37 protein-coding genes and 1 tRNA gene are annotated in these 25448 nt (G+C 55.2%); 2 read left to right on the top strand and 36 right to left on the bottom strand.

All coding sequences use genetic code 11. From position 1 onward, the window contains the following. The first annotated feature begins 34 nt into the window (after window positions 1–34). On the top strand, window positions 35–1813 hold the full coding sequence (locus tag KJ970_09500; GenBank protein MBU2691153.1) for an ABC transporter ATP-binding protein/permease: 1779 nt from the start codon (window positions 35–37) through the stop codon (window positions 1811–1813). A 48-nt stretch (window positions 1814–1861) separates the two neighbouring features. Here the strand turns inward: KJ970_09500 and KJ970_09495 are convergent, their stop codons facing one another. The 3 genes from KJ970_09495 to KJ970_09485 form a co-directional block, all read right to left on the bottom strand. Beyond that, entirely contained in the window at window positions 1862–3085 is a 1224-nt protein-coding gene (locus KJ970_09495) for a CotH kinase family protein (GenBank protein MBU2691152.1), read from the bottom strand. A 617-nt stretch (window positions 3086–3702) separates the two neighbouring features. Next, complete coding sequence (locus KJ970_09490) at window positions 3703–6042, bottom strand: carbohydrate-binding domain-containing protein (GenBank protein MBU2691151.1); 2340 nt, start codon at window positions 6040–6042, stop codon at window positions 3703–3705. 7 nt (window positions 6043–6049) lie between these two features. Next, a complete protein-coding gene (locus KJ970_09485; protein MBU2691150.1) occupies window positions 6050–6520 on the bottom strand; it encodes a T9SS type A sorting domain-containing protein in 471 nt (156 codons plus the stop codon). 467 nt (window positions 6521–6987) lie between these two features. Here KJ970_09485 and KJ970_09480 point away from each other — a divergent pair, with 467 nt between their 5' ends. Continuing rightward, the gene (locus KJ970_09480) at window positions 6988–8067 is read left to right on the top strand and encodes a tetratricopeptide repeat protein (protein ID MBU2691149.1); all 1080 of its coding nucleotides are present in this window, start codon (window positions 6988–6990) and stop codon (window positions 8065–8067) included. Between the two features lie 83 nt (window positions 8068–8150). Here the strand turns inward: KJ970_09480 and KJ970_09475 are convergent. The 33 genes from KJ970_09475 to tuf form a co-directional block, all read right to left on the bottom strand. Beyond that, a tRNA-Asn gene (locus tag KJ970_09475) sits at window positions 8151–8223 on the bottom strand. Window positions 8224–8281: 58 nt separating this feature from the next. Then, the gene (gene rplQ, locus KJ970_09470) at window positions 8282–8701 is read right to left on the bottom strand and encodes a 50S ribosomal protein L17 (GenBank protein MBU2691148.1); all 420 of its coding nucleotides are present in this window, start codon (window positions 8699–8701) and stop codon (window positions 8282–8284) included. 13 nt (window positions 8702–8714) lie between these two features. Continuing rightward, a complete protein-coding gene (locus KJ970_09465) occupies window positions 8715–9803 on the bottom strand; it encodes a DNA-directed RNA polymerase subunit alpha (GenBank protein ID MBU2691147.1) in 1089 nt (362 codons plus the stop codon). Window positions 9804–9882: 79 nt separating this feature from the next. Further along, a complete protein-coding gene (rpsD, locus tag KJ970_09460) occupies window positions 9883–10512 on the bottom strand; it encodes a 30S ribosomal protein S4 (protein ID MBU2691146.1) in 630 nt (209 codons plus the stop codon). Between the two features lie 88 nt (window positions 10513–10600). Beyond that, on the bottom strand, window positions 10601–10987 hold the full coding sequence (gene rpsK, locus KJ970_09455) for a 30S ribosomal protein S11 (GenBank protein MBU2691145.1): 387 nt from the start codon (window positions 10985–10987) through the stop codon (window positions 10601–10603). 38 nt (window positions 10988–11025) lie between these two features. Then, on the bottom strand, window positions 11026–11409 hold the full coding sequence (gene rpsM / locus KJ970_09450; protein ID MBU2691144.1) for a 30S ribosomal protein S13: 384 nt from the start codon (window positions 11407–11409) through the stop codon (window positions 11026–11028). A 56-nt stretch (window positions 11410–11465) separates the two neighbouring features. Beyond that, on the bottom strand, window positions 11466–11579 hold the full coding sequence (gene rpmJ, locus KJ970_09445) for a 50S ribosomal protein L36 (GenBank protein ID MBU2691143.1): 114 nt from the start codon (window positions 11577–11579) through the stop codon (window positions 11466–11468). Window positions 11580–11633: 54 nt separating this feature from the next. Beyond that, the gene (infA, locus tag KJ970_09440) at window positions 11634–11852 is read right to left on the bottom strand and encodes a translation initiation factor IF-1 (protein ID MBU2691142.1); all 219 of its coding nucleotides are present in this window, start codon (window positions 11850–11852) and stop codon (window positions 11634–11636) included. After that, window positions 11824–12639, bottom strand: a complete 816-nt coding sequence (gene map / locus KJ970_09435; protein ID MBU2691141.1) for a type I methionyl aminopeptidase — start codon at window positions 12637–12639, stop codon at window positions 11824–11826. The genes infA and map overlap by 29 nt, the downstream gene beginning before the upstream one ends. A gap of 15 nt (window positions 12640–12654) precedes the next feature. After that, a complete protein-coding gene (locus tag KJ970_09430; GenBank protein ID MBU2691140.1) occupies window positions 12655–13317 on the bottom strand; it encodes an adenylate kinase in 663 nt (220 codons plus the stop codon). Between the two features lie 43 nt (window positions 13318–13360). Next, complete coding sequence (secY, locus tag KJ970_09425) at window positions 13361–14674, bottom strand: preprotein translocase subunit SecY (protein MBU2691139.1); 1314 nt, start codon at window positions 14672–14674, stop codon at window positions 13361–13363. 41 nt (window positions 14675–14715) lie between these two features. Beyond that, window positions 14716–15171: a 50S ribosomal protein L15 gene (gene rplO, locus KJ970_09420; protein ID MBU2691138.1), complete on the bottom strand. Its 456-nt coding sequence runs from the start codon at window positions 15169–15171 to the stop codon at window positions 14716–14718. Then, window positions 15161–15364: a 50S ribosomal protein L30 gene (gene rpmD, locus KJ970_09415; GenBank protein MBU2691137.1), complete on the bottom strand. Its 204-nt coding sequence runs from the start codon at window positions 15362–15364 to the stop codon at window positions 15161–15163. Before rpmD ends, rplO begins: the two co-directional genes overlap by 11 nt. Further along, a complete protein-coding gene (gene rpsE, locus KJ970_09410; protein ID MBU2691136.1) occupies window positions 15321–15848 on the bottom strand; it encodes a 30S ribosomal protein S5 in 528 nt (175 codons plus the stop codon). Before rpsE ends, rpmD begins: the two co-directional genes overlap by 44 nt. A 122-nt stretch (window positions 15849–15970) precedes the next feature. Continuing rightward, on the bottom strand, window positions 15971–16348 hold the full coding sequence (rplR, locus tag KJ970_09405; GenBank protein MBU2691135.1) for a 50S ribosomal protein L18: 378 nt from the start codon (window positions 16346–16348) through the stop codon (window positions 15971–15973). Window positions 16349–16401: 53 nt separating this feature from the next. Beyond that, the gene (gene rplF, locus KJ970_09400; protein ID MBU2691134.1) at window positions 16402–16941 is read right to left on the bottom strand and encodes a 50S ribosomal protein L6; all 540 of its coding nucleotides are present in this window, start codon (window positions 16939–16941) and stop codon (window positions 16402–16404) included. 38 nt (window positions 16942–16979) lie between these two features. Next, a complete protein-coding gene (gene rpsH / locus KJ970_09395; protein MBU2691133.1) occupies window positions 16980–17378 on the bottom strand; it encodes a 30S ribosomal protein S8 in 399 nt (132 codons plus the stop codon). Between the two features lie 24 nt (window positions 17379–17402). Further along, window positions 17403–17588, bottom strand: coding sequence for a type Z 30S ribosomal protein S14 (locus tag KJ970_09390; protein ID MBU2691132.1), 186 nt, complete (start codon window positions 17586–17588; stop codon window positions 17403–17405). 32 nt (window positions 17589–17620) lie between these two features. Beyond that, window positions 17621–18283, bottom strand: a complete 663-nt coding sequence (gene rplE / locus KJ970_09385) for a 50S ribosomal protein L5 (GenBank protein ID MBU2691131.1) — start codon at window positions 18281–18283, stop codon at window positions 17621–17623. A 51-nt stretch (window positions 18284–18334) separates the two neighbouring features. After that, window positions 18335–18655 carry a 50S ribosomal protein L24 gene (gene rplX, locus KJ970_09380; GenBank protein ID MBU2691130.1) on the bottom strand — a complete coding sequence of 107 codons (321 nt, stop codon included), beginning with the start codon at window positions 18653–18655 and terminating at the stop codon, window positions 18335–18337. Window positions 18656–18674: 19 nt separating this feature from the next. Then, on the bottom strand, window positions 18675–19043 hold the full coding sequence (gene rplN, locus KJ970_09375) for a 50S ribosomal protein L14 (GenBank protein MBU2691129.1): 369 nt from the start codon (window positions 19041–19043) through the stop codon (window positions 18675–18677). Window positions 19044–19060: 17 nt separating this feature from the next. Next, complete coding sequence (rpsQ, locus tag KJ970_09370; GenBank protein ID MBU2691128.1) at window positions 19061–19336, bottom strand: 30S ribosomal protein S17; 276 nt, start codon at window positions 19334–19336, stop codon at window positions 19061–19063. Window positions 19337–19379: 43 nt separating this feature from the next. After that, window positions 19380–19586: a 50S ribosomal protein L29 gene (gene rpmC, locus KJ970_09365; GenBank protein MBU2691127.1), complete on the bottom strand. Its 207-nt coding sequence runs from the start codon at window positions 19584–19586 to the stop codon at window positions 19380–19382. 42 nt (window positions 19587–19628) lie between these two features. After that, window positions 19629–20048, bottom strand: a complete 420-nt coding sequence (rplP, locus tag KJ970_09360; protein MBU2691126.1) for a 50S ribosomal protein L16 — start codon at window positions 20046–20048, stop codon at window positions 19629–19631. 26 nt (window positions 20049–20074) lie between these two features. Continuing rightward, on the bottom strand, window positions 20075–20734 hold the full coding sequence (rpsC, locus tag KJ970_09355) for a 30S ribosomal protein S3 (GenBank protein ID MBU2691125.1): 660 nt from the start codon (window positions 20732–20734) through the stop codon (window positions 20075–20077). A gap of 16 nt (window positions 20735–20750) precedes the next feature. Continuing rightward, a complete protein-coding gene (gene rplV, locus KJ970_09350) occupies window positions 20751–21143 on the bottom strand; it encodes a 50S ribosomal protein L22 (GenBank protein ID MBU2691124.1) in 393 nt (130 codons plus the stop codon). A gap of 29 nt (window positions 21144–21172) precedes the next feature. Beyond that, window positions 21173–21451 (bottom strand): 30S ribosomal protein S19, encoded by a 279-nt coding sequence (gene rpsS, locus KJ970_09345; GenBank protein ID MBU2691123.1) that lies wholly within the window; start codon window positions 21449–21451, stop codon window positions 21173–21175. A 26-nt stretch (window positions 21452–21477) separates the two neighbouring features. Then, complete coding sequence (gene rplB / locus KJ970_09340; GenBank protein ID MBU2691122.1) at window positions 21478–22302, bottom strand: 50S ribosomal protein L2; 825 nt, start codon at window positions 22300–22302, stop codon at window positions 21478–21480. Window positions 22303–22348: 46 nt separating this feature from the next. Next, window positions 22349–22639, bottom strand: coding sequence for a 50S ribosomal protein L23 (locus tag KJ970_09335; protein MBU2691121.1), 291 nt, complete (start codon window positions 22637–22639; stop codon window positions 22349–22351). Continuing rightward, window positions 22636–23262 (bottom strand): 50S ribosomal protein L4, encoded by a 627-nt coding sequence (gene rplD / locus KJ970_09330; protein MBU2691120.1) that lies wholly within the window; start codon window positions 23260–23262, stop codon window positions 22636–22638. The genes KJ970_09335 and rplD overlap by 4 nt, the downstream gene beginning before the upstream one ends. 5 nt (window positions 23263–23267) lie before the next feature. Continuing rightward, entirely contained in the window at window positions 23268–23900 is a 633-nt protein-coding gene (rplC, locus tag KJ970_09325; protein ID MBU2691119.1) for a 50S ribosomal protein L3, read from the bottom strand. Between the two features lie 51 nt (window positions 23901–23951). Continuing rightward, a complete protein-coding gene (rpsJ, locus tag KJ970_09320) occupies window positions 23952–24263 on the bottom strand; it encodes a 30S ribosomal protein S10 (protein MBU2691118.1) in 312 nt (103 codons plus the stop codon). A gap of 63 nt (window positions 24264–24326) precedes the next feature. Further along, the coding region (tuf, locus tag KJ970_09315) for an elongation factor Tu (GenBank protein ID MBU2691117.1) at window positions 24327–25448 on the bottom strand (1122 nt) is incomplete at its 5' end.

Raw genomic sequence — 25448 nt, 5'->3', positions numbered from 1 at the left:
CCCACGCGATGACCTGAGCAGGATCCGCTCCGCAATGGGCCGCGGCCCGATGCGGCCCGGCCGGATCGAAAAGGCGCGCGCCCCGCGGCGGGCGTTGCTGCGCCTGATTTCCTATCTGCGCCCCTATGCGGCGACCTTATCGATCGTGTTCGTCTTCGTGCTGGCCACCATTCTCTTGGGACTGCTGGAGCCGTACCTGATCGGCGTTACCATCGATAAATATATCAGCACCAAACAGGTCGCCGGATTGGTCCGCACGGCCATCCTGTTGCTTATCGTGTTTCTACTCGACAACGGCTTTCAGGCTATTTCCAGCTGGATGATGGCGCGCGTATCACAGGATGCGCTCAAGCGCGTGCGCCGTGATCTGTTCACCCACTTGCAAACCCTCTCCCTTCAGTTCTTCGACCGCCACACCGCCGGTGAGCTGATGAGCCGCCTGACCAACGACATCGAGGCCATTAATCAGGCCGTCTCACAGAATGTGGTCTCGCTGGTCGCCAGCACGCTCTCAATGATCGGGATTCTGATCGCGATGTTTCTCCTCAACCATTGGCTGGCCCTGGCTTCCGTGGTCGTGCTGCCCATCATGTTCTGGTTCACTAATTTCGTTGCCCGCTACACCCGCAAGGGTTTCCGCGAGCTTCAGAAGCAACTGGGAAACCTCACGGGCGTCGTGGAGGAAACGATCAGCGGCCAGCGGGTCGTGAAGGCATTCGGGCGCAGTGACAGCGCCATCGAGCATTTCCGCCGTGACAATCAGGACGTCTACAAGGCCGGGGTATACGCCAACAGCTACGCCCTGTCGCTCATGCCCTTGACGGGTGTGCTGGGCAACTTCTTCGTCATCGTGCTCGTCGGTCTCGGTGGCTGGCTCACCCTGCGCGGCCTGGCAACGATCGGCATGATCGCCGCCTTCATCACCTACGGACGCAACTTCATCAATCCTCTGCGCCAGCTCGCCAATATGTACAACTCGATCCAGGCGGCTCTGGCGGGAGCGGAACGCGTCTTTGAAATTATGGACACACCGTCAGAGACCGACGCGACAGACCGTCCGGCCCTTGCGGCGGTTCAGGGCGACATCGGCTTCGAGAACGTGAGCTTCGGCTACCTTCAAGAAACACAGGTCATCAAACATATGTCTCTGGCGGCCAAAGCCGGACAAGCCGTGGCGCTGGTGGGGCCGACGGGAGCAGGGAAAACGACGCTGATCAACCTGCTGATGCGCTTTTACGAAGTGGAGGCGGGGCGGATCACGATCGACGAGCGCGACCTGCGCGACATTCCCAAAGCGGACCTGCGCCGCGAACTGGGGCTGGTGCTGCAAGACACCTTTCTGTTTTCCGACACCGTCATGGAAAACATCCGCTACGGGCGGCTGGCCGCCAGTGACGACGAGGTTATACAGGCCGCGCAACTGGCCGATGCCGATCCCTTCATCCGCCTGCTGCCGCAGGGGTACCAGACGAAGCTCTCGGAGCGCGCCGGCAACCTCAGCCGGGGACAGCGGCAGATGCTATCGATCGCGCGCGCGATCCTGGCCGATCCGGCTATCTTGATTTTGGATGAGGCCACCAGCAGCGTGGACACGCGCACCGAAATCCGGATTCAGAAGGCGCTGCTGCGCCTGATGGAAGGTCGTACGAGCTTTGTCATAGCCCATCGTCTGAGCACTATCCGTGATGCCGACCAGGTGATTGTGATCAACGACGGTGAGATCGTCGAAGAAGGAAACCACCGGCAGTTGCTCGACAAGAAGGGATTCTACTACGATTTGTACATTAGCCAGTTCAAGGGGCTTGCGATTTGATTTCTTCGTGATTCGCCGGGACAGACCGCGCTCGTGATCGCCATCCGATTATGGGCAGGGCGTCGGAGCCGCCAATTCATCTTGTAATCTCTGGACACGGGCGATGATGGCTTCCCGTATGCCTTCCACTTTGTCGGCGGGAAGGGATGGGCCGAGGAGACTCTGCGCCGCATCGAGGCGAGCCATGAGCCAGCCTTCAGAGCCCGTGTCGGCCAGGAACGAGTCGAGGATGGCGCGGTATCGCTCCATGTTGCCGGGGTCTTGAAGGAGTTTGCCGGATAGGTACCCTACGGTTGGACTGCACACTGAAAGGTCATCCCTTTCCTGGCTTCCGTTCATGTCCCACGGGAGCATGGTGAAGCGGCCGGGGGTTGCCTCGTAGAGATAGTAATTGTGTCCGGTGTTTGGATAGTAGTCGCCCGAACCGAGAGCCACATTGCCGGCCATGTAGGTGAGCACACCCTCCACATCGAACACCCCGGCGATCTCTTCCAAAGAACCCGAGCGCAACACCTCCAATGCGTTGAGCAGGGCCGCATGATCCGTCCCCTCGGGCCATTGGTGGCCGATGTCGGGATAGTCAGCGATGTTCGATCCCCTGTACTCCAGCGAACCCGTCGCCTGCTCCGGCTTGTAGAGGTCACCATAAGGCCGGCTGAAGTGGCGCTCGATGAAGCCGCCATCGACCTGCTCGACCAACACATACACCCCAAGCGCCTCGCCGTTCACCGTCACCTCGGCGAAGGAGGTCCGCGATGCGGCCACGCCGTACTGCCTCCAGGCTTCGTAGCTGAGGTAATCCCGCAGGATCGGCAAGGTCGGACCGTTGAAGTTGGTGTGGAGATTGAGCTTCTTAAGTCCGTCCAAGGTCGTGCCGGCCACATAGCGATTGAAATCGAGCTTGAGGGGAAAGCCATGCCCCTCGGCCAGCTGAATGGAGATGTGACCCTTCAATCGCAGACCGACATCACTTCTCAGTTCCTCGCCGTCGAATCTCGCCCGCGCGTGGAAATAGGGATATTCGGAGTTGTCGTTCACATAGGCGGCAGCCTCGTCGATGATCGACTGCCAGTCTTCCGCGGCGAGTTCCAGCTCAACCTGATGAACAAGTGATTCATCAAAGACCCTCCCTCCCGCCAGACTCGATGCCGTAGAACCGCTATCCTGGCCCCCACTCAGGGGGGATTCCTTTGTACAACCGGCACCCAGGGAGATGAAGAGCAAGGCCGACAAGACGAGGCCCTTTGAGGAACAGGCAACACGAGTGATCACGGCGACTCCCCCATTCAGCGACATGAACGGCACTCAAAGATTGTCTTGCAGGAGCACTGGGATTCTAAATCTAATGCACACAGACAATCAACCGATCCACTCCGAATCATCGGGCGCGGAGCTCGGTTTCTCCTCAAGAAATCATTCCGCCTCTCTGTTTTGGGGATGAAATCCACCCGCAATGCTACCAAATAACATCAAGTCTCCCAATATAATAGGGATCCCATCTGGTATTTCGACCAAACTAACGACAAGCATGAGTATGGTCATTGCCCGGCAGTGGGCCGTTCTAACGCATCTCGTTTTAAGGGTCAGCATGAAAAGAAGATCTCCTGCGCCGGCTGTAGCAGAACTTGTGTTCTCCGACCTTTCCCGCTTCGAGAGATGGAATATCCTGCCGTTTCTGGACGGATACCGGTGAAGGTACGTTCGAGCTCTTCTATCTGCGCAATAAGGAAAAACAGGAGATCGATTTTCTCATCGTTCGCGACAGTGTTCCCTGGCTCCCGGTGGAAGTTAAATTGTCCGAGACGATCTTATCCCCCTGAAACACGTCCGCATATTGGGACATTACGTGACTCGCCGGCAGGAATTCCGTCGTGATCGACGCAACGGTATCAGAAATTGACGACCTGTACGGTTCCGCTGGAGGTAAAGGTAGTCCGCAGGGTCCCACCGGAATAGGTTCCGCCGGTGTACAATCCATCCTGCTCCACGCCCGTGCAGCTCCCGCCGGTGTAGACCCGGTAGGTGGTGCCGCTGTTCAAGTCATCCGATGAGAAGAGGATCGCCGCGTAGCGGTACGCCGGCTCGAATGTGAAAAGGCTTTCGCCGCTCGTGTCCTCGATGTGGAAAAGGGTTCCGGCCGTGAAGGTCTGGTTGGTGCGCAGCAACACCGACCTCTGGGCGGATGAGTTGCTGGGTACCTCGACCATCGGCGAATTGCGCTGTGAGACCACCAAGAGACCGCCGTTTACGAGAAAGCTCCCGTTGACGTCCACGCCGACCTCGGGATCGTTGGGCGGCCCGTGGACGATGGTCGTCCCACCGTTGATCGAAAGGTTCCCATTGCTATCGATGCCATCACCGGCGGGGGCATTCAGGTGGACGTAGCCGTCACTGATGGTCAGGTTGCTGCCATCATTGAACTCGCCGTCAACGCCATAGGTGGCGTTCAAGCCGTCATCGGTCGAGGTGAGATGAATCTCCCCGCCGTTGATGAAGAGGTTCGGGGATTCGAGCCCCTCTACTGAGTCCACGATGTTGATCATTCCACCGTTGACCTCGAGCCAGGTCTTGGACTTGATCGCATCGTCCACCGTCGAGATGGTGAGGTTTCCATTGTCGATGATGATCATGCTGTCGACTGAGGCGGCCTTCGCCTCGGCGTACTCCCCCCCACCGATGTAGATTGGTGATCCGGTGGTCGTGATTTGCAGCGCGGGGCCGGCCTCCGCGGTGCCGATGGTGAGGCCGCTGTCTCCCGAGATCCCCTTGCCGCCGGAGCCCGAGTGGGAAAGGGTCACCGTCCCACCGCTCAGCACCAGGTCGCCGTCCGCATTCAGGCAGGGACCGTGATAAGCGTCCGGTTCGCCGAGTTCGTTGGTGTAAGCGCCGCCATTGCCGCTGGAAGTGATGTCCACGCTGCCGGACTGGATAATGATGTCGCCGTCGCTGGAGATACCCCGCCCGGCCGCGCCGATGGTAGTGATGGTCAGCTGACAGCCGTCCACCAGGGCTTGGTTGTCGGCCTTGATCCCCGTGCAGTAGGATGGTTCGTAGCCGGAACCGGAGGCCTCCAGAACGACGCCGCCCGAGGTCGCGATAGTCACCCCGCCACCCGTGAGCTGGACGTTCAGCGCAGCGAACCCTTTGGACTGATCACCCTCAACAGTAAGGTCGACCGTGCCGCCCGTGACCAGGATCTCACTGTCGCACTTGATGGCTTTCTTGTCGTCGGCCTGGTTGAGGATCGTGAGGTCGCCGTCCGCGACCTCTATCGGGCCCACACCCGCGTCGACGCCGTCGCTCTCTGAGGAGACTTCAACGGACCCACCCAGCTGGAAGTAACCCTCGTTGGTGTGGATGCCGTCCTTGACCGCGCTCTGGATCATAATGCTTCCGCTGTGGACGTCGATGTAGTCATCGCTCCCCAACCCATGCTGGTCGCTTCCCTGCCCGTGAATGTTCAAACTGCCGAAGCCCGTGAAGATCAGCTGCCCCTCGCTGAAGAATGCCGCCTTCTGGTCCTCGCCGGCGGGCGGATCCGCATAGGTTACGCCGTCGGTCAGGGTGCTGGTGGTGCTGTTCACCAACTCCACGGTAATCTCTTCGTCGGCCTGGATGTTGATCGCGGGGCCGTCGATGTTGTTGATCTGGACACCGTTCAGCTGCAGTGCGAAGTCTGCGTCTGAATAGATCTTGAACATGCCGTCCGTGGTGATCCCATACAGCGCATATGTAATATTTGGGATGCCGGCGGTCGATGTGGCGGTCACGTCGGCTCCCACCACGTCGACCGTTACACCGACGCCGTCCAGAGGGTTGAACACGATCGCGGTCGTGCCGCTGTAAGTGATGGAGACCGTGTTCTCCATCCCATTGACAAAGGTCATGCTGTCGACCTCCGCCAGGTTGAACAAACTCGTGTCCATCCCCTGATAGATAGTCATCTGCAGGTCGTCGGTAAAGCTCACGCTATCGATCTCGAACACGCGGAATTGGCTGACGCCGCTTTGGGTGTGGATACGGAGTATATCATTGAAACTCCGCAGACCGTCGCCCGGTGCGAAGGGCGATGGCGATTCGTGCGGGATAAAAGTAATGCTGTCGATCTCGGCCAGGTTGAACTGGTCCACTTGGTCATCCAGCCGGATGACGTTCATTTCCTGCGCCTGAACGGACAGGGCCCCGGCCAGCGCACAGAGAGTGAACAAAGCGAATCTCTTCATCATCATCTCCAATTCACCTGACCAAGATTAGCCGCCGGGTAAGGTTCTGCCCGCCGGATTCCACCGAATAGAAGTACATCCCGCTGGCGACCCGCGCTCGGTTGGCGTCCGTGCCGTCCCAGGCCACCCGGTGCCGCCCTCCCCCTTGGGTCTCGCGCACCAGTTCCCTGACCTGGGCGCCCTTGACATCGAAGATGCGGACCGTGACATCCGCTTCGGCCGGGATCTCGTATTCGATGGTGGTAGAAGGAGTGAAGGGATTCGGATAGTTCTGCAGCATCAGGATCGCGCGCGCGACGGCCCCAAGACCCGTGGAGTCTTCCACTCCCATGGCGATTCCCGAGAACTCGATGCGCTGGATGTCGTCGAGTGAAATGATGACGGATTCCCCGTTGGCGAGATGGATCTTCATATCATAGCTTTGGCCGAGAACGCTCGAGCTAAGAAAGAGGAAGATGCCGGCGAACAACGCGTGTCTTCTCATGGCTCACTCCGTACTTCCGTGGTAAGCGGGGGGGTTAATATTGACCTCGGTTCATGTTGACCCACCAAAATAATCGTAGTGTGATTTTACTTCAAATACCCCCCTCTTGTCCATGGCCCCGGCGCCACTCCGCTTGTCTTGACCCTTATTCACCCTCTTTGAAGGGGGGATTAGCCAAATCTTATCGAGACGCTTTCATCGAGGCTCATGGTGATGCTCTGTTCGACAGTGAACCGCTTCCTGGGCATGAAGATACCCTTAAACGGGATCCTCCTCGACCAATCCGCCACCCTTGATCATCTAAAATATATCTTGGTAACAAAAATCGACTGTAATCGTATTCTTGGACATAACGGGGCGAGGTCAGGGCTTCCGATGACGGTGACGGAGTGTAAAGAGAGAACATCTGGCGAGGTGAAATCGTGAAACCGAAGAATCTCAGGATCGCAGCTGCTGCAACCCTGCTCATGGCCGGGGCCGGAACTCTGCTTCTCACGGTAACCGCAACCCAGGCCTGCACGGGGTTTGTCTTCAAATCCGGAGAGATCGTTTATGCCGGAGGCAACGAGGACTACGATTTCAAGGAGTTCAATATCTGGTTCGAACCTGCTGCCACCGAAGATGAGTATGGCTCCGTATTCATCGGGTATGAAATCGCAGAGGGCCGATACTTCCCCTTCCATGGCCTTAATACAGCCGGCCTCTACTATGACTCCTTCGGGAGCGGTCCCAAGGACCTTACGGAGATGAGGAAGCTCCCGCAATATGACGGTGAGCGCGAGTTGTTTGAGGATGTGTTGATGAAGACCGCAACCGTGGAAGAAGCCATAGAGTTTCTTAGCGGCTACTACCATGAGCTCTATGAGCAGAACATGGCTCTGTATGGCGATGCTGCCGGCAACGCCGCGGTCAAAGAAGGTGACGTCGTGGTAAGAAGCGATGATGACGACTTCGTTCTCACCAACTTCATGCTGAGCAAGACCGACAAACCACTGGAGGCGTGTGACCGCTATCGTATGACAACTGAAATGCTCGACGCGGGTGAGCCTAGCCTGGAACTCGCCCGGGCGATTCTCTCCAACACCCACAACGAAGGCCGGAACGCAACGAAGTATAGCGTCATATGCGACCTCACCAACCAGATCATGTACATATACTATTTCCATAACTTCGAGGAGGTGTATGTCTTAAATCTGAAGGAAGAGTTGAAGCAGGGTCGGCGCCGATTCCCTCTCAAAGACCTCTTCTCAGAGAATTGGCAGGAGAAAGTGTGGACGGTGGAATATGGACCGAGGGAGCCGGATGAAGAAGCCGAAATCAACAGATTGGGATACGCCCTTCTCGCCCATGACCTCGTCGATGCGGCCATTCAGGTCTTCACGGCCAACACCGAGCACTACCCCAACTCCTGGAACACTTGGGACAGCTTGGGAGAAGCATACCATCTCAAAGGGGACAGGCAGAAGGCCGCGGAGTATTATAAGAGGTCCGTGGAGCTGAACCCAGACAATACCAATGGGAAGAAGATGCTGGAAGAACTGGAGTGACAGCCGGTTATACCCTTTACAAACCTCACCCTATCTAAAATCACAACAAACAAGCCGCCTCATCTCGAGGCGGCTTCTTGCGGCTCCCCGGGTAGGACTCGAACCTACGACCCTGCGGTTAACAGCCGCATGCTCTACCAATTGAGCTACCGAGGAATTTTTCCTAAAACACCATACAGTCTTAAACCCTATACCACATTGGGATCAAACCATCCTACTTTTTCTTCTTGTCGTCCTTGTCTTTGTGCTTCTCTTTCGCGGCGGCAGCCAAGACTTCGCCGGCGCCAACCAGCTCAAGAATGGCGATTTCGCCCCCGTCCCCTCTGCGGCGCCCCACCTTAACGATCCTTGTGTATCCGCCCGGACGTTCTGCGAATCGCGGGGCGACGTCATCAAAGAGCCGTTTCAACACGCTCTCATCCTGGATGTAGCGGGCGGCCAGACGCCGGCGGCCCAGGCCGCCACGCTTGGCATAGGTGACCAAACGCTCAGCGAGATGTCGGCTTTCTTTTGCCTTTGTCGTCGTTGTTTGAATTCTCTCGTGACGGAAAAGCTCCGTTACCAGATTGCGTTTCAGAGCCCGGCGGTGATCGGCCGTTCTACCGAGCGCTTTTCCTGACTTTCTATGCCGCATGGTGTTCTCCCTATCATTCCTCAGTCACAACCGGTTCAGGCCCGGCATCTGCGTCGGTATATGGATCAATATCGACATCGGAGTCATCGTACTCATCCACATCTTCATCCCAGTCCGATGATTTCGTGCTGGAACCAACACCCAGATACTTCGAAACATCCATCGAGAAATGGAGTGATTGATTCTGCAACATCTCCTTGATTTCTTGAAGTGATTTCTTTCCGAAATTCTTATACTGAAGCATCTCCGCTTCCGATTTTTGTACAAGATCGCCAAGTGACGCGATCTTGGCCGAGCGGAGGCAGTTTCCGGATCGCACGGATAGCTCCAACTCCTCGACGGGACGTTCCAGCAGGATCTTGATCCGGGTGAATTCCTCGTCCACAACCGTTTCTTCCTCTTCCTCGAAGGCTTCCTCAAACTTGATAAAGAGGTTGAGGTGATCCCGTAGGACCTTGGCAGCCATCGCCAACGAGTCCTGCGGCAGGATCGATCCGTCGGTCCAAATCTCAATCACAAGCCTGTCGAAATCAATTCTTTGACCGATTCGTTTCTTCTCAACCGTATAATGTGCTCTCGTTATAGGAGAAAAAACAGCATCCATCGGAATGGATCCATCCGCCCGGTCACGATAAACTTCGGCCGGAGTATAGCCGCGCCCGGATGAGACACGAACCTCGATTTCGAGTTCGATATCATCGCTCACCGTGGCGATATGCTGTTCCGGATTCAAAACCTCTATTTCTTCTGCGATTTCGAGATCACCCGCGGTGATAACGCCCTGTCCCTTCCTGCGGAAGAAACCGGTACGCGGTCCATCACCCTTGTGCTTGAACCGGACCTGCTTGAGGTTCAGGACGATTTCAGCGGCATCTTCTACAACTCCGGGAATGGCATTAAACTCATGCCGCGCACCTGCGATCCTGCACGCGGTCACCGCCACACCTTGCAGTGAAGACATGAGCACGCGTCGGAGTGCGTTGCCCAATGTGAGCCCAAATCCCCTCTCCAATGGCTCGACAACAAACTTGCCATAGGTAGCGGTGGATTCTTCCTTGGCGTGCTCGATACCTTCCGGCATCTGCAGGATTTTCCATTTCATGACGCCTTTGCCTCCACCCAGATTGTGAGATGTTTAAAGTTTGATCCTTCTGTGAATGTACAGCCCATCGACACGATCCCTACTTCGAGTAGAGCTCGACGATCATCTGCTCATTCACTGGAATCTTGACCTCATCCCGCGACGGGAGTTGAAGAACCTTCCCGGCGACCTCTTTGTCCATCACATCAAGCCAGGGCTGATCTTCGGTGCGACGACGGTTTTCCATCGTTTCCTTGATCTCTTTGCGAAGTTTGCTCTTCTCCCGAACCGATACGAGATCACCAGAGCGCACCTGGTAAGATGGAATCGTCACAACCCGGCCGTTCACCTCTATGTGACGATGCCGGACGAGCTGCCGTGCGTAGCTCCGTGAAGGAACCATACCCAACCGGTGGACGACATTGTCCAATCTCGATTCGAGGATCTTCAGCAATTCCTCGCCGGCGCGGCCCTGCCTCATTGAAGCGATCTGGAAATACCGCCGGAATTGACGCTCAAGGATGCCATAGATCCGCTTGGCCTTCTGCTTCTCGCGCAACTGCAGGCCGTAGGACGTCTCTCGCGTGCGTCGCCCGCGCCCATGCTGTCCCGGGGGAAAACCCCTGGACTCCACGGCGCATTTGTCCGAATAGCAGCGCTCACCTTTGAGGTAAAGCCGGATCCCTTCACGCCGGCACAACCGGCAGCGGGCATCACGATATCTAGCCATGAAACCTCCGATTTAACCCATTCAATTTATGCAGCCGGCTTACACAGCCGGCTTAATACAGCGGTCCTAATCGACCGGCACAAAGATATTATACTCGCCGCCTTTTTGGTGGGCGGCATCCATTGTGAGGAATCGGCGTCACGTCACGGATTGCCGACACCTCGAGCCCAGCGGCTGAGAGACTACGAACCGCCGCTTCGCGGCCCTGTCCCGGTCCCTTCACCCAAACCTCAACGCGCCGCAGTCCGAAACCCATCGCTTCCTTCGCGGCTTCGCCGGCGGCCATCTGCGCGGCGAACGGAGTGCTCTTGCGAGAACCCTTGAAACCAACCTTTCCGCCGCTGGACCAGCTGATCACGGCCCCAGTGGGATCCGTGACGGAAATGATTGTGTTATTGAAGGTCGCTTGGATATGAACGCAACCATTGGCTCCGACTTTTCTGTCTTTCTTCTTATCCCTACGGGCACGCGCCATGAACTATAAACCTCCGCTCATTTTGGAGTCCCAGATTATTATTTCCCCGGTTTCGTCTTCTTGACCACGGGAGCACCTTTTCTAGGGCCCTTGCGTGTTCTGCTGTTCGTATGGGTCCTCTGCCCCCTGCAGGGGAGACCACGGCGATGCCGGATACCACGATAACATCCGATATCCATCAGCCGCTTCACATTCATGCCTTTCTCGGTGTGCAGAGTCCCTTCCACGCGATATTGGTTCTCGATTTCAGTCCGCAACCGAGCGGCTTCATCCTCGGTAATTTCGCTCATCTTTTTATCCACAGAGATTTCCGTCGCCTCGGCGATTTTCCTGGCGGATGTCGGCCCGATTCCGTAAATATAAGTCAGAGCAATGACGACCCTTTTATTGTTTGGAAGATCCACTCCCGCGATTCTTGCCACGAACGACCTCCTTAGACCTCAAACAAAACCCTAAGCACTCCAGCCCGACAGGATTCTCAACCCTGCCGCTGCTTGTGCCGTGGGTTCTTACAAATCACGCGGATCACACCGTGCCGCTTGATGATCTTGCAGTGCTCACAGATCTTTTTGACTGATGCACGAACCTTCATTTCTCTATCTCCAGCTTTTCAAAGAACCGCACCTGGATTCTCTAAGGCTTATTCCTACTTATAGCGATAGACGATTCTTCCGCGGGTCGGATCGTAGAGCGAAAGCTCCACGGTGACCTTGTCTCCCGGAAGAATCCTGATATTGTGAATCCTCATCTTTCCGGCCACATGCGCTAAGACAATATGGCCGCCTTCAATTTCGACCCGGAACATCGTATTCGGCAACGGTTCGACTACTTTCCCTTCAACCAATACGGGTTCTTGCTTCGGCACGAGCTTTTTCTACCTCCTCGGTAAAAGACCCGAATTTGGAACTAAGTGTTAAGACCTCCGGACCGGTTTCCGTTATTGTGATTGTATGCTCAAAATGTGTCGAAAGGCCACCATCCTTGGTTACAACCGTCCAACCGTCTTTCAGCGTCTCCACCGCGAAGCTTCCGGCATTGACCATCGGTTCCAAGGCCAGAACCATCCCCGCCTTCAAACTGGGTCCCGTACCGGGCCGTCCATAATTCGGAACCTGCGGATCTTCGTGCAGCTTTTCGCCGACACCATGACCGACAAGATCCCGTACGATCGAAAAGCTGTGCATCTCAACCCGGTTCTGAATGGCGGCTGAGATATCACCCAGCTTATTGCCGATCCGCGCCTGCTGGATTCCCTCGTAGAGGGCCTCGCGCGTGACCTGCATCTGCAAGATCACCCGATCCTCCACCTCACCAACAGCAAAGGTCTTGGCCGCATCACCGTGGTAACCGTTTTTGTAACAGCCGATATCCACGCCGATAATATCACCGCTCTTGAGCTCCCGCCCTTTGTCAGGGATCCCATGAACGACAACATCATTGATCGACAAACAGGAGCTGGCCGGATAACCATGATATCCCTTGAACGAGGGAACCCCTCCCTCTGACAGGATATACTCCTCAATCATGGCATCGAGCGTGTCTGTCGTGATGCCGGGTCTAACGGCTTCTTCCGCCAGATCCAAAGCTCCGGCGACGATGCGCCCGCTTTCGCGGATCTTCTCAATCTCTTCCTGTCGCCGCAAAAAAATCATTCATCACACCCGGGTTCAACCCTTTAAGGTATCCAGAATGCGATGGTAAATCTCATCGACATCACCGCTGCCGCTGACCCGGCGGAGAATACCGCGTTTTTCATAATAGTCCGTTAGCGGCTCGGTGCTGGTTCTATAAACGCTCAACCGGTGCCGGATTGTCTCCGGAACATCATCGCTCCGTGTGATGACCTCCCCACCGCAGGCATTACAAATACCTTCTTTGTTTGGCGGATCGGAAATCGCATTGTAGACCCGCCCGCAGCCCTTACAGATTCGACGGCTGGAAAGGCGGGCGACAACGACCTCTTCATCCACATCGATTTCGACAACCCTTTCGATCGCCATCTCCAATTCGTCGAGGATGCCATCAAGGGCTTCCGCCTGCTCCACAGAGCGGGGAAATCCATCCAGCATAAATCCATCACGCGCATCGGGTTTGGACATCCGGCTCCTGACCATCGCAATGATCAGGTCGTCGGGCACGAGTTGCCCCGACTCGACATATTTCTTAGCCTTCGATCCCAGCGGCGTTCCTTCTTTGATTTCCGCTCGCAGAAGATCTCCCGTACCGAGAACAGGAACACCCAAATCACCCTTTAGGCGCTCGGCATGCGTTCCTTTTCCGGCGCCCGGGGCTCCCAGTAGGATGATCCGCTTTTTATAATCTTTAGCCATAAACCTCGAAGCACTCTCGGTTAGGCCTCGGCCAGACCTCGAATTATCTCCTCGCCCTCAGTTTCCCCTTCTTGAGGAAACCGTCATAGTGTCGGATCAACAGGTGCGACTCAATTTGCTGTAACGTATCGAGCGCCACACCAACAATGATCAATAAGCTGGTTCCACCAAAGTAGAATGGAACACCCAGTCTCTGGATCAACATGTCCGGAAGGATAGCAATCAAGGCCAGATACAATGATCCGGGTAGTGTGATCCTGGTCATAATCCGGTCGATATACCGCGCTGTTGTTTGTCCGGGGCGCACACCGGGAATAAATCCGCCATACTTCTTCATATTGTCAGCCAGATCCTGAGGATTGAGGACAATGGCCGTGTAGAAGTACGAGAAGAAAATGATCAACAAGCCGTACATAAAACTGTAAACAAAATCACCCGGTCGGAAAATCTGAACCAGCGACTGCATCCCTTCACTGCTGGGAAAGAAACTAGCCAGCGTCCCCGGGAAAACAACGATGGACTGGGCGAAGATAATCGGGATCACACCGGCGGTATTCACACGCAAGGGAATATGCGTGCTTTGCCCGCCATACATTCGTCGCCCGACAATTCGTTTGGCGTATTGCACCGGGATTTTTCGCTGCGCCTTCGTCATCCAGACCACAAAACCGGTTGAGGCGATCATGAAGATCACAACAAAGATCAATGTAAATATGCTGAGCCCACCGCTGATCACCAGGCGCGTCGTATTAATAATGTCATTCGGGGAGCGGGCCACGATACCGATGAAAATAATCAGTGATATGCCGTTGCCGATGCCCTTCTCCGTAATCTGCTCACCCAGCCACATGACAAAAACGGTACCCGTGGTCATGGTCAGCATGGTCAGCAGGCGGAAGGCAAAACCGGGGTGGGTCACGATCGGAATATCGCTGCGGCTGTTGAGGCTCTCTAAAAAGATAGAGATCCCGAACGATTGAACGAGAGAAAGGAGGACCGTTCCGTAACGGGTGTACTGGGTAATCTTCTTCCGGCCTTCTTCACCCTCTTTCTGAAGCCTCTCAAAATAGGGAATCACGGCGCCGAACAACTGAAGAATAATCGAGGCGCTGATGTACGGCATGATTCCCAGAGCAAAGATCGTCGCCTTACTAAAATTACCCCCGACAAAGAGATCGTAGAGACCCAAAAGCGTGCCCTGGGCTTGTGACTTAAAATAAGCCGCCAGCGCACCGCCATCCACGATCGGGGTCGGGATGTGCCCACCCAAACGGTAGATCACGAGAAGTAACGCCGTCATGAGAAGCCGGCGCTTCAGCTCCGGGATCTTGAACATCGATTGGAACGATTGCAGCATGTGCAGCTCCCGCCTTAAGCGATTCCCTTATCCCCTGGCCGTCAAGATGACGCGCCGCCGATCAGTTCGATTGATCCACCGGCATCCTCAATCTTCTTCCGCGCCTGCTTGGTCACGGCATCGACTTTAACTTTGAGGCCCTTGGGAGCCTCACCGGTGCCGAGAAGCTTGACGGGAAGAAAGGCGGCTCTCACGAACCCCTGCTCCGCAAGGATTATCGCATTCAACTCCTGTGCTGTATCCCAACCCCCGAGACGCGCCAGATCGACAATCTGGAATCTCCTCCGGGTCAAAGGCGTAAATCCTCGCTTCGGCACACGCCGTTGCAAGGGCATCTGTCCGCCTTCAAAACCAGGACGCGTCCCACCGCCGGCACGGGCCTTCTGACCCTTGTCCCCCCTGCCGCACCTGACGCCGAGATTCGAGCCGCTTCCGCAGCCGCGGCGCTTCCGATTGCGACGCGATCCATGTGCCGGTTCCAGACGATCAAGCTTCATTGCCTTCTCCCTCAACCTCCTCAACCGCGAGGAGATGCTTGACTTTAAAGATCATCCCTCTGATCTGAGGCGTGTCTTTTTTCAGTACGGGATTGTGAAGCCTGCGAATACCAAGAGCCTTGATCGTTCGCTTCTGCTTCTCGGTCCGGTCAATCGCGCTTCGTATCTGCGTTATCTGCAACAGGTTGCTCATCTTCCATCTTCCTTTGCAGCCCAAGCAGGCTGCTCACAGACTTCCCGCGTCGTCGAGCGACTTCTCTGGCGGACTTCAAACGAAGGAGCCCTTCCAGTGTCGCTTTAACCATATTGTGTGGATTCGTCGTGCCCAGACATTTTGTTAAAACATCCTGCACGCCGGCTACCTCGAGCACGGCGCGAACGCCGGCTCCGGCAATCAATCCGGTACCCGGTGAACAAGGCTTCATCATGACACGACCGGCGCCATGCGCTCCGATCACAACGTGCGGGATCGTGCCGCCGATAAGCGGGATGGCGATCATCTCTTTCCGGGCGGCGTCATTGGCCTTGCGAATGGCCTCGGCGACTTCTTTCGCCTTGCCTAATCCAACGCCGACCTTGCCTTTGCGATCCCCAACGGCGACGAGAGCCGTGAAACTGAACCGCCGGCCACCCTTGACGACCTTGGCCACACGGTTGATATGAATGACTCGATCAATAAATTCGGGATCAACTCCCCGATCTTTGTCATTTCTCTTGTCCTGTCGATTGAAGCCACCAAATCTCAAGGAACCATCCTCCTATGCTCGCTATTTAGCGCCGCGATACCGGATCGAGAAGCCTAGAATTCCAATTTTCCCTCTCTGGCTCCCTCAGCGACGGCTTTGACGCGGCCACAGTAAATACAACCTCCGCGATCGAAACTCACATTTTTTATTCCCCGCTCTGAAGCCATTTTCGCAACAAGTTTCCCGACTTCTTTGCCGGCTTCGATCGGCTTTATGCCCGCTACAATTTCCCGGATCGCCGGCGACAAGGTCGAGCATCCAAAAAGCACGACTCCCTTATCGTCATCAATGATCTGGGCGTAGATGTGCTTCAAACTGCGGACAACGCACAGCCGCGGTCTCTCAGCCGTCCCATGAACACGTTTCCGGATCCTGCGATGCCGGCGGGACCGTGCTTCTTTCCTCTCCAGACGACGCAAACTAACAGCCATCTCAACCTCTCCCAAACCGCCGTTCTTAGCTGCCTGCGGCGGAATGATGTGGATCAACCCGCGCTCTTACCGGCCTTCTTGCGGACCTGCTCGCCTTCATACCGGATTCCCTTTCCCTTGTACGGATCGGGTTTCTGAATGGCACGAATATTCGCGGCGGTCTGTCCGATGACCACTTTATCTATACCGCTGATCTTAATTTTTAGCGGACGATCTGTAACTTCAGCTGTCACGCCATCCGGTACCGGGAATACGATAGGGTGGTTATATCTCAAATTCAGTATGAGATTCTTCCCTTCCATCTGGGCGCGATAGCCGACACCGATGATCTCCAAAACTTTCGCATAACCTGCGGTGACACCCGTGATCAAATTCGCCACATGGCTCCGGTTTGCACCATGAAGAGCCCGCCCCTCATTTGTCCCCAAGTTGTCTTCCACAAATAGCGTCTCGCCATCCCGCCGGATATTAATCCCCCGCGGCAATGTCCAAGTCATCTCCCCTTTGGGGCCCTTGACATTAATCCGCTGTCCTTCCTGCCGGATTTCGACGCCCTTCGGAATTTCAATGGGCAATTTGCCGATCCGAGACATATTGTAAAACCCCCGAGAATCAGTCGCGCGAAAGTTCGTTACCAGATCTTGGCAATAACCTCGCCGCCAATACATTTCTGCCGCGCCTCTAGATCGGTCATGACGCCATGGGACGTAGAGATGACACTGACACCCAAGCCTGAACGAACCCGGGGTGCCGAAGCCGCGTCCACATAGACCCGCCGACCGGGCTTGCTGACCCGTTCGAGCCCCTCAATGGCATTCCGCTCATCTTCTTCATAACGAAGATAAATACGCAGAACCCCCTGAGGGCCCTCTTCTATCTTCCGATAACTCTTGATGTAGTTCTCCCGAACCATGAGTTTCAGAATCGCTTCCTTGAAATTGGAAGCGGGCACATCCAAACGTTTGTGCTTGGCCATGCCGGCGTTTCTGATCCTGGTCAGCAGATCCGCAATAGGGTCGCTCCAACTCATTTGCATCCCTTTCCCTGATTCATCCTACCAGCTGGCTTTCACAATCCCGGGCAATTCGCCCTTAAGCGCCAGCTCCCGAAAACACAACCTGCACACACCAAACTTGCGCAGATAAGCCCGAGACCTTCCGCATCGGTGGCAGCGATTGTAACCCCTAACGGCGAATTTCGGTTTTCGCTTCCATTTCTCAACCAGCCCTTTACGAGCCATGCTTCATCCTCCAGATCACGAGTTCAGTGAACTCAGCGCTCTCTGAAAGGCATACCCAATGCCTTCAGAAGCTCGTACCCTTCCTCGTCGGTTTTTGCCGAAGTCGCCAGGGTTATATCCATCCCGCGGATCTTTTCGACCTTGTCGTATTTCACCTCGGGGAAAATGATCTGCTCTTTGATTCCAAATGTATAATTTCCTCGGCCGTCGAACGAACGCGGCGGCAGACCGCGGAAATCTCGGATTCGCGGAATGGCAATGGAAATTAATCGTTCCAGAAACTCATACATTCTTACGCCGCGAAGCGTCACCATGCACCCGATAGGCACCCCGGCCCTGAGTTTGAAGTTGGACACGGCTTTTTTTGCCCGGCGGACCGAAGGTTTCTGTCCGACAATCGTTTCAAGATCCTTCTGAGCGGCTTCGAGAAACTTCGCATTCTGGACCGCGTCTCCAACACCCATATTGACACAAATTTTTTGCAGCTTGGGGATCTGATGAACATTTTTGTACTCAAAGCGCTTCTGAAGGATACCTAGGATCTCTGTTGAATAAAGAGCCTTCAGCTTTGGTACCGCGACAACCTGCTTCTCAACCGGCGCTTTCTTCTTATCATCAGATTTCTTTGCAGTCGCATCTTTCGCGTCTGCTTTTTTGCCCTTTTTCGCTGCTTTCTTCGCCTCTCCGTCAGCCATCTTTCAGCTCCTGCCTCAAGCTCCGAATCGTGTGTTATGCCAAGACCGGCCTTACGGCTTTTCCAAGGATTCTCCGCCTCTCGCGGCGATCCGCTCCGTGCCACCGCCGGGAAGCCGGCGGATCCGGACCCTGGTGGGTTTCTGCGTTCTGGGATCTATCATGGCCACCTTTGAAATATGTATAGGGGCTTCCTTTTCGACGATCCCGCCCTGCTGTGTTCCGCCTTGTCCTGCGCGCGTGTGTCTCTTTATAAGGCGAACCTTTTCCACCACCACGGTTCTGTCATCGGGAAATACACGTAAAACCTGGCCGATCCTGCCTTTTTCGGCTCCGGAAATGACAATAACCGTGTCGCCCTTACGGATTCTCATGACTTAATCTTCCTCCACGTCAGACGACTTCCGGCGCCAGGGAGATAATTTTCATATACTTCTTCTCCCGCAATTCCCTCGCTACCGGACCAAAAATCCTCGTTCCTCGGGGCTCGCCAGCTTCACTGATCAAGACGGCCGCATTCTGGTCGAAGCGTATATAACTTCCGTCTCTTCTCCGGATCTCTTTCTTTGTCCGAATAATTACGGCTCTGGCAACATCACCCTTTTTGACATTGCTCCCCGGCAAAGCATCTCGGATGGCCACGACAATCGTATCACCAGGACGGGCATATCTCCGTCGTGTCCCCCCGAGTACCTTTATACAGCGGGCTTTCCTGGCGCCGGTGTTATCCGAGATGGTCACCATGGATTGCTGCTGAATCATCTCCTGCCCCCTTACCCCTACTTCGTCTCAACTTCACTTTCCGCTTTGGAAAGGATTTCGACAACTCGCCACCTTTTCAATTTGCTATAGGGCCGCGTTTCCATAATCCGCACAGTGTCGCCCATCTGGCATGCGTTTTCTTCATCGTGGGCGTAGTACTTCTTATCCAACGAGATGTACTTTCCATAGACCTTATGCGGGACACGGCGCCGCTTTGACACGACGACTGTTTTGTTCATACGGTTGCCGACAATAACGCCTTCGACCGTTTTCCGCTGTCCTCTTATAGCCATCTCAATCCCTCGATTTCAATCGGCCTGTAATCTATCGCACTCGTCACTTCACTGCGGAAGCGCTGAGTTTGCGGATTCCCGTCCGGTGCTCATGAAGGAGCGTCTGAACACGGGCCATGGCCCGCCGGACCTCGCGTATCTTCACCGGATTATCCACCTGCTTGAGAGAATTCCTGAATCTGAGATTAAACAGCTCTTCCCTCAATTGACCCAAGAATGTCTCCAGTTCCTCAGGGGGCATCTCTCTCATTTTTGCTGCACGATATTCCTTCACGCCGTCATCCCTCCCAGCCTAGACAACTTCGGTATGCCGGGTGACAAACCGGGTTTTAATGGGGAGCTTGCTGGCCCCAAGAAGCAGCGCGTCCTTCGCCGCGGCTTCCGGAACTCCTTCGAGCTCAAACAAGATACGTCCGGGCTTGACAACCGCGACCCAACCCTCGGGAGCACCTTTACCCTTGCCCATCCGTGTCTCCGCGGGCTTCTTGGTAATCGGTTTATCGGGAAAGATCCGGATCCACATTTTTCCGCCTCGTTTGACACGGCGGTTAATTGCGACACGCGCAGCTTCGATCTGCACATTTGTAATCCAAAACGGTTCCATTGCCTTGAGCCCATAGTCTCCGAAAGCGAGGCTGGAACCCCGATGCGCGGCGCCGGTCATCCGTCCCCGCTGCATCTTCCGGTACTTGGTCTTTTTCGGCATTAACATTTTTCAGATCTCCCCTGGATCTCGTCCTAGAATCGCCGACCCGGCTTCTCTTCAGTTTCAGTACCAAACTTTTCACCCTTAAAGATCCAGGTCTTAACTCCGATGGTCCCAAATGTTGTAATGGCCGTTGACGTGGCGTAATCAATATCCGCCCGTAACGTATGCAAGGGAACCCGCCCCTCACGATACTGTTCACGGCGCGCCATTTCAGCCCCGCCCAAACGGCCTGAGCACTGAATTTTGATTCCCTTGGCGCCGGAACGCATCGCATTCGCCATCGTTCGCTTCATAGCCCGCCGGAAAGAAACCCTCATCTCCAGTTGCTTGGCCAATTGATCCGCAACCAGCTGAGCATCGGCATCGGGATTCTCCACCGATTTGATATCGATGGTGATCGTTTTGCTCGTCAGGTGCTGCATCTCGTCACGGAGCTGATTGACCTGGGCGCCGCTTTTTCCGATAACCATGCCCGGCTTGGAGGTAAAAATCGTTAAATCGATTTTGTCCTTCTGCCGCTCAATCGTTATTTTGCTGATACCGCTGTTGGCCAGGCGGCTCTTTAGATATTTGCGGACGATGAGATCTTCCCGGAGATAGGTCGCGTATTCCTTCTTCGCGTACCAGACCGAGTCCCACGTGCGCGTGATACCGAGTCGGAAACCGATAGGATTGGTCTTTTGACCCACGTTCAATCCTCCAAGCTTATTTGGCGTTTCCCGCCTTTTTCGATTTCTTAGAAACCTTGGCTTTAGTCCCGTCTTCATCAGGGCTGACGACGATACGAATGTGCGAGTAGCGCCTCAAGATCCGATTGGCGCGGCCACGAGCCCGCGGCATGATCTTCTTCATCGTCGGCGCGGCTCCAACAACAGCTTCTTGTACATACAGCGACTCGATAGCGACTTCCGAATCCGCCTGCGTCATATTGCTCACGGCGGATTTGAGCACTTTGCCGATCGTCTTGGCGATGGGTCGCTGCGTGTACTGCAGAATCTCTTCCGCCCTGTCAACCGGCAAGCCCCGGATCAACTCAAGGACTTGATTCGCCTTCCGCGGTGAAATCCTGACGTACCTGGCTATGGCTTTTGCTTCCATCCAGCTGCCTCCCCCTATTCGGGGTTCCTCTAGCGCCTTACCGTCTTGTCCGAGCGCGCGTGACCCCTAAATGTCCGGGTTAATGCGAACTCGCCGAGTTTATGACCAACCATGTTCTCCGTGATATAAATCGGAATAAATTTGTTTCCATTATGGACAGCCAAAGTATGACCGACAAACTCCGGAGTGATGGTCGATCTTCTGGACCAGGTCTTTAGAACCTTCTTTTCCCTCGTGTTATTCAGCTCCTCGATCCTTAGTTGGAGCTTCACATCTACGAAGGGTCCCTTTTTGATGGAACGAGCCATCCTTAAATGCTCCTCTTAAAGCCGGATCAATTAGTGCGCCGCCGGACGATCAGTCGATCCGATGGCTTGTTACGGCGTGTCTTGAAACCCTTGGTCGGTTTTCCCCAAGGAGTTGTCGGATGACGCCCTCCTGAGGATTTCCCTTCACCGCCGCCCATCGGGTGATCCACCGGATTCATGGCAACACCACGCGTCGTGGGCCGGCGGCCGAGCCAACGAGACCGGCCCGCCTTTCCAATGACAATGTTTTCATGATCCGGGTTGCCGACCCTGCCGATAGTGCAGTAACAACTTAATTCGAAGATTCGCACCTCGCCCGACGGCAACTTGACTTGCGCCTTGCCGCCCTCTTTCCCGAGCAGTTGGCAGCCACTGCCGGCGCCTCGCGCCACCTGTCCACCCTTGCCGGGGGAAAGCTCGAGATTGTGAATCGTCGTTCCAGGCGGAATCTCCACAAGGGGCAATGCATTCCCGTCCCGGAGTTCCGCGCCTGGTCCCGCTTCAAGGACATCCCCGATCTTCACGCCGAGAGGAGCGATAATGTAAGATTTCTCCCCGTCGGTATATTGAAGAAGGGCGATACGAGCTGACCGATTCGGATCGTATTCAATAGCGATGACCCTCGAGGAGATCCCTCGCTTCTTCCGCTTGAAATCGATGATCCGATATCTGCGTTTATGCCCGCCTCCGCGATGCCAGGCGGATATGTGCCCATGATTATCCCGTCCGAACGACCGCTTCAGCGGTTTTATGAGAGATTTCTCGGGTTTCTTCTTCGTCAGCTCACTAAAGTCAGCGACGGTCCGAAACCTCAGTCCGGGGGTAATCGGTTTGAATTTCTTTAGAGCCATTCCGTTGAACCCTCCCGCCGTAACGGGTGTTTGCGTGAAATGCCTACTAGACGGTATCGAACACGTCGATCGTCTGCCCTTCCTTCAACCCGACGACGGCCTTCTTCCACTGGCTGGTATGCCCCGTGAAACGACCAAGTCTCCGGGGTTTGCCGGGGAAGACCATTGTTCTCACCGAGACGACGTCCACCGAGAACACTTCTTCTACGGCCTGCTTGATCTCGATCTTATTTGCACGCGAGAGGACCTCAAAAAAGTATTGGTTTCCCTCTTCGCGAATTTTAGAGCCCTTCTCAGTAATGAGGGGTCGGATGATGATCGTGCGCGCATCGGTCATAATTTTTTCGCCTCCGCCAATTTGCCCAAGGCTCCTTTTGTCATCAAAACCTGGTCGGTGTTTACCACGTCATGGCAGTTCATCCATTCCCATGTTGTCACGCGGAGTTTGGGGAGGTTGCCCGTGGCCCGGAGGACCATCGGGTCATATTGTTCAATCACCAACAGACAGCGCTGGCCCTCGAAACCCATCGACTTCAACATTTGGAAGGCATGCCGCGTCTTTGGCTCCGGCAGAGAAAGATCCTCAAGGATCCCCAATTGCTGAGCCTTGGCCTTGGCGATCAAAGCCGACCGCAGGGCCTGCCGGCGCATCTTGCGATTCAAGGTCACGTTATAGGACCGCGGCTTCGGCCCGAAAGCCCGCCCGCCGCCAACCCAAATCGGGGATCGTGATGTTCCAGAGCGAGCCCGGCCGGTACCCTTCTGCCTCCAAGGCTTGCGGCCTCCGCCTCGCACCTCTCCCCGGCCTTTCACCTTGGCTGTCCCTTGACGCTGGTTGGCCAGATGACCCTTGATCACTTCATAAATGAGGTGCTTTTTCACGGGTCCGCTGAAAATATCTTCCGGCAGCTCGACATTTCCAAGTTCTTTGCCGGAAGGGGCAAAAATCCTTGCCTCCATGATAATTACCTCTTCGCCATTCTCCCGGTGGACCGGACCATGATGATTCCGTTCCTTGCGCCGGGTACCGATCCCTTGACCATGAGAAGATTGCGCTCTGTATCAACACCAACAACTTTCAAATTTTTGATGGTGATCCTGGCATTTCCCATCTGCCCCGGGAGCTTCTTCCCCTTCATGACATGACTGGGATACGCACTAGCGCCGATCGATCCAGGGGAGTCATGGGTTTTGCAACCATGGGTTTCCGGGCCGCCATGGAAGCCGTGCCGTTTCACAACACCTTGAAATCCCCGTCCTTTGGATCTCGCGATAATGTGCACCAGCTCGCCCACTTTAAACATTTCGACCGAAAGCGTGTCACCGGGTTTGTGGGCTTCCGGCTCACATCGAACTTCCATTAGATGGCGCGATGGCGGAACACCCCATTTGTCAAAATGCCCGCGACGGGGTTTGTTCATTTGTTTGTCTTTGATTTCCCCGTAACCGAGCTGAACGGCACTGTACCCATCTACTTTTGGAGTTCGCACCTGCGCGACCCGGCAGGGGCCCACTTCCAGTACTGTTACCGGATTGAGCTCTCCCGTCTCCGAGTAGATTTGGGTCATTCCGATTTTCTTACCGATCAAAGTATTCATCCTAACGACCTCGTTTGGAATCTCTCTCGTGGTTTAGACTTGAGAACTTCCCTAGTCGGATTTTATCTCGATATCCACACCAGCCGGCAACTCAAGCTTCATCAAAGACTCCAGGGTCTGTTGATTCGACTGAGTAATTTCAATAAGCCGCTTGTGGACCCGGATTTCGAACTGCTCTCGTGATTTTTTGTCCACATGCGGCGACCGGAGCACGGTGTAGACCGACCTCTTGGTCGGTAATGGAATGGGACCCGCTGTGATAGCCCCTGTCCGGCGAGCCGATTCAACGATATCCCGTGCCGAACGATCCAGGATCTGGTGGTCGAAAGATTTCAACTTGATCCGAAACTTCTGGCCCCTCACCATTTCACTCCTTATAACCGGCCTTTCTCTTACAAACACATCAGAATCATACCGGGTTGACCATTACTCAATAATTTCGGTGACGACGCCGGCACCCACCGTGCGACCGCCCTCACGAATCGCGAACCGCAGCTCCTTCTCCATGGCGATCGGGGTGATCAATTGCCCTGTAATCTCAACATGATCGCCCGGCATCACCATGTCCCGGCCCTCGGGCAACGTCACATTACCCGTCACATCCGTCGTCCGGAAATAAAACTGCGGCCGATAACCATTGAAGAACGGCGTATGTCGACCGCCTTCTTCCTTCTTCAAAATGTAAACCTTACCCTTGAAATTCTTGTGGGGCTTGATCGACTTCGGCGCCGCCAACACCATCCCGCGCTCGATGTCCTCTTTCTCCAAACCGCGCAACAAAATACCCACGTTGTCGCCGGCGACACCCTCATCCAATACTTTCCGGAACATCTCCACGCCCGTGACCACGTATTCCTTCGTCTCTGTGATCCCGACACGCTCGATCTTCTCGCCAACCTTCACCCGGCCCCGCTCCACACGCCCCGTCGCCACCGTACCGCGTCCCGTAATTGAGAAAACATCCTCTACGGGCATCAAAAACGGCTTGTCAACATCGCGCTTCGGAACCGGAATATACTCATCGAGCGCCTTCATCAATTCGGGAATGCTCGCCGTCGCCGCATCATCATCCGGATGCTCCATCGCATTCAACGCGCTCCCGCGAACCACGGGAATATCATCGCCGGGATACTCATACTTCGACAACAACTCCCGAACTTCAAGCTCCACCAGATCCAACAACTCCGGGTCGTCAACCATGTCCACTTTGTTCATGTAGACAACGATGAACGGCACGTTCACCTGACGCGCCAGCAATACGTGCTCCCGCGTCTGCGGCATCGGACCGTCCGCGGCGGATACGACCAAAATCGCTCCGTCCATCTGCGCGGCGCCCGTGATCATGTTCTTGATGTAATCGGCGTGCCCAGGACAATCAACGTGAGCGTAATGACGATGATCCGTCTCATACTCGACGTGCGCTGTCGCAATCGTAATACCTCGCGCCTTCTCTTCCGGCGCTTTATCAATACTGTCGAAGGAACGTACTTCCGCCTGCCCCGTCTTCGCCAAATACATCGTGATCGCCGACGTTAGTGTTGTCTTTCC

The sequence above is a fragment of the Candidatus Eisenbacteria bacterium genome (assembly GCA_018831195.1).
GTDB lineage: Bacteria > Eisenbacteria > RBG-16-71-46 > CAIMUX01 > JAHJDP01 > JAHJDP01.
This window is presented reverse-complemented; position numbering and strand designations above follow the sequence as displayed.